The sequence below is a fragment of the Nostoc cf. edaphicum LEGE 07299 genome, assembly GCF_015207245.1.
GTDB lineage: Bacteria > Cyanobacteriota > Cyanobacteriia > Cyanobacteriales > Nostocaceae > Nostoc > Nostoc edaphicum_B.
The window spans coordinates 1-3,266 of record NZ_JADEXF010000742.1; the positions used below are offsets into that span (position 1 = coordinate 1).

Genomic DNA, 3,266 nt, shown 5'->3' on the forward strand with positions numbered 1-3,266 from the left:
AGGATTCGTTGACTTTCTTTACATTTCTTGACATAATTTCAGGAGATGTAGCTTCAAAAAAAAAATAGTTCCGTATAGCAAACTACAAAATCTTAGCCACAAGTCTAATTTCTGTAATGTTTGTTCCTAATTTTTAACGGGAACACTATCGTAAGTGTTAATTTGTGAGTAAAAAACATGAGTGTGAATACGGTGCCTTCTATCAATTACTACTCTCTAGATGTGATTCAAGACGAAGCACGCCGACTGGTGCAAAAGGGAATGGTTAGCCGACAACAGCCAATATATAGCCTCTGTCAATACATTCCAGCTAGAGAGTGGGTTTGCGTTGAATGTGAATTAGAGAAATGTGACTTTTTGTTACGCGATCGCATTGGCGACCTAATTGGTCGCGAACAGTGGGACAACGACTAATCAATGTTTGATTTCCGGTTTGGGATTGGGAGTTTGTTTTTGATGTGTGAATCTCACCATCAGCGATTCATCGCTCAATCAGGGGAATAATCTCTGGTTTTTGATGAGCATTGCCCTATAGAGAATCTTGCGTTTTTGATTAATACAGAAGCATTTGAGTCTGAATTTATACAACTTTTCAAGTTAAAGAAGGCGTAAAAACCATTTGTTCTGTACATCTGGTGTCACAGCTTGAGTTTAGTATGTAGATTCTGCGAAGTTCCTACATCGATCTGATAGAGGTGTAGGAACTTCACTCTTGACTCGCAATTTATGGCATCGCTTCCTCAAGTAAGTGATAACCTGCTTCCTGTTCAAAACCAAAATCCGTCTAGAAAAGTTTGCTAAGTCAGGCTAACCCTCACCAGTTGCGACAACAAAGGGAAACTCCGCCAGCAACTGGCTCAACTTTCGCAAAATCCAAAATTTTTATAGTATTTTTTCTAAAAAAATCTTGCAAAGCCCAGAAAAATCGGATGAACTATTATCCTACTTGCTCTAAATATTGATTAATGTCTTCAATGATGCGAGTAAGTTCAGCTTCAGTAGTCAAGCGAATGTTGACGTTGCGGACAGTCAGCAAAACTTTGGCTGCGAAGGGTGTTGGCCAGATATTAGGATTACAAAAAACTTCTAAAAATACTTCACCCGTATAACGATATTCCAGGGGAGGCTGGGGAGTGACTCTACCACCGCCAGGAGTGGGTTTAGCGGCGATCGCTTTTAGGCGCTCCATCAGTTGATCCGTCGCTGTCTTTAATTCTCGTGCTGCTTGGGGTGAAAAACTGAAGGAGACTGAACCTTCAATTAAGTTCAATGTTAGAGGAATTGAAGACATATTTTTTTTATTAAAACTTCTTGATAAGTACTTATATTACCGGAAGAAGGGGTCTGAATCGAATAGGATGGAAAATTGATTGTCACATCTAGGTTTAACAGTTCAATCAAGCTCTGCCTGTGTATACGGGTAAAATATTCGAGTGGTCGGTAGCCCCAATATCCTGTCATTGCTCCCAGCAATATTAGCAACAATACTAACCATAATTCATGTCTTCGTCCCCGGATGTGCCTATAGTCTGGGACTTGCTGCAATTGTTCGACGAGATTCATACTTGTTAGTTATCCATTTTTCTCCACTCTCTACAAACCATTATTATTTTTCTCTCGTTGTATGAAACCACCCTGCCTTCCCGCTTCGGGAAGGGGGTTAGGTTTATTTGCATACCCATACCTCACCGGATTGAAAATGTATTATTAATCTGATTCCACGGCATTAAGCCCACATTCTATAGGTGCGATCGCGTTTTCTGAATTTTTTCTGGGTTCAACTAGTGGGTAATATGACATACTGATAGGCATTTCCATAATCTGGAAATAACTTATGCACGTTTCAAAGAAGGAATAAGCTGTTACGCAAATAAGATTGCACATCAACTGGTGAGGTTGTCCTAAGTCAATTGTCCTTTGTCCTTGGTAAACACAAATGACTAATGACTAATGACTAATGACTAATGACAGTCTACACGGAAAATAGTGCAATATGTAGGCGTGTTAGCTTATCTTACTTATCTCTGCAAGAATCGCGATCGCTATAACAAAATGGCTTGCATTAAGTAATCGAATGCGAGACGCTAAAAATAGCACCTTGCAAACTGTACCGCTTGGCGATCAAAGAGCGCTAATTCCGATTAAACAACTAGAAAATTGTTTACGCTGAGGGACAATCCAGTAGATAGTTGTGCAAATTTTACCTGAGTAAACCCAGACGCGCTGCCATCAAGGTCAAAGAACAGTCCACCTGTAGCACTGTTATAGATCAATCGTTGATTGCTTGTCGTTGCAGATGTTCCGAGGGTAAACTGACTTGTCTGAAGTGAACCTAGTAATAATCCGCCGCCAAAGCCAGCAGCCGATACCTGAATCACTTCATTAGTTGCGTTGAAGTCATTAATACTATCAACACCTTTATTGTAATTATTGAAAACAAAGGTATCAGTACCAGTTCCTCCATAGAGGGTGTCATTACCAAAGCCACCTATAAGGGTATCATTCCCACTACCACCATAGATTGTGTTTTTACCAGAGGCGCTAGAGGCAGAGATATAATCATTGCCAGCGCCACCATCGAGTAAGTTATCACCCTTTGAATTAGTAGCATCCAAGTTATCGTCCCCAGTGCCACCATTAAGAGTGTTTTTCCCAGACGAACGAGATTCGTATGTGATGGAGACATCGCGGGGTGAGTAAGGGTCGCTGGGAATATAGCTGTAGTAGCCAGAAATGGAGAGATAATCATTGCCATCACCTCCAGAGAGCAAATTATCGCCTGTTGAACCGCCAGCACTCAAGGTATCCTTACCTGCACCGCCGTTGAGGGTGTTCTTACCAGACGAGCGAGAGTCGTAGTTTGAGTAGTTACCTCCGTCGTAGTAGCCAGAGATGGAGAGATTATCATTGCCATCGTCCCCAGAGAGCAAATTATTGCCTGTTGAACCGCTAGCATTCAAGTTATCGTCACCCGCGCCACCGTTGAGAGTGTTCTTACCAGACGAGCGAGAGTTGTAGTCTTCGTCTGGGTAGCTAAAGCTCTTGTAACCAGAGATGGAGAGATAATCATTGCCATAGCCTCCAGAAAGCTGATTATTGCCAGCAAGAGAGTCATTTCCAGTACCACCAATGAGGGAGTCATTTCCTGCACCACCAATGAGGGTATCATCACCCGCACCACCTCGCAGCAAATCGTTTCCACTCAAGCCATCGATTTTGTCATTACCGCCTTGACCATTAACTACATCATTTGAGTCCTCTAACCC

General features: G+C 42.0%; 4 protein-coding genes. 1 reads left to right on the forward strand and 3 read right to left on the reverse strand.

Annotation, left to right across the window (positions count from 1 at the left end; all coding sequences use genetic code 11):
• Nucleotides 1–177 precede the first annotated feature (177 nt).
• Nucleotides 178–414, forward strand: coding sequence for a DUF4327 family protein (locus IQ229_RS19935; RefSeq protein ID WP_094347157.1), 237 nt, complete (start codon nt 178–180; stop codon nt 412–414).
• A gap of 523 nt (nt 415–937) precedes the next feature.
• Here IQ229_RS19935 and IQ229_RS19940 read toward each other — a convergent pair.
• The 3 genes from IQ229_RS19940 to IQ229_RS19950 form a co-directional block, all read right to left on the reverse strand.
• Nucleotides 938–1,291, reverse strand: coding sequence for a hypothetical protein (locus IQ229_RS19940; protein WP_194046709.1), 354 nt, complete (start codon nt 1,289–1,291; stop codon nt 938–940).
• Nucleotides 1,273–1,563, reverse strand: coding sequence for a transposase family protein (locus IQ229_RS24955; protein ID WP_194046711.1), 291 nt, complete (start codon nt 1,561–1,563; stop codon nt 1,273–1,275). Before IQ229_RS24955 ends, IQ229_RS19940 begins: the two co-directional genes overlap by 19 nt.
• Before the next feature lie 578 nt (nt 1,564–2,141).
• Nucleotides 2,142–3,266 (reverse strand): calcium-binding protein (locus IQ229_RS19950; RefSeq protein WP_194046713.1); only part of this gene is annotated, 1,125 nt, incomplete at its 5' end.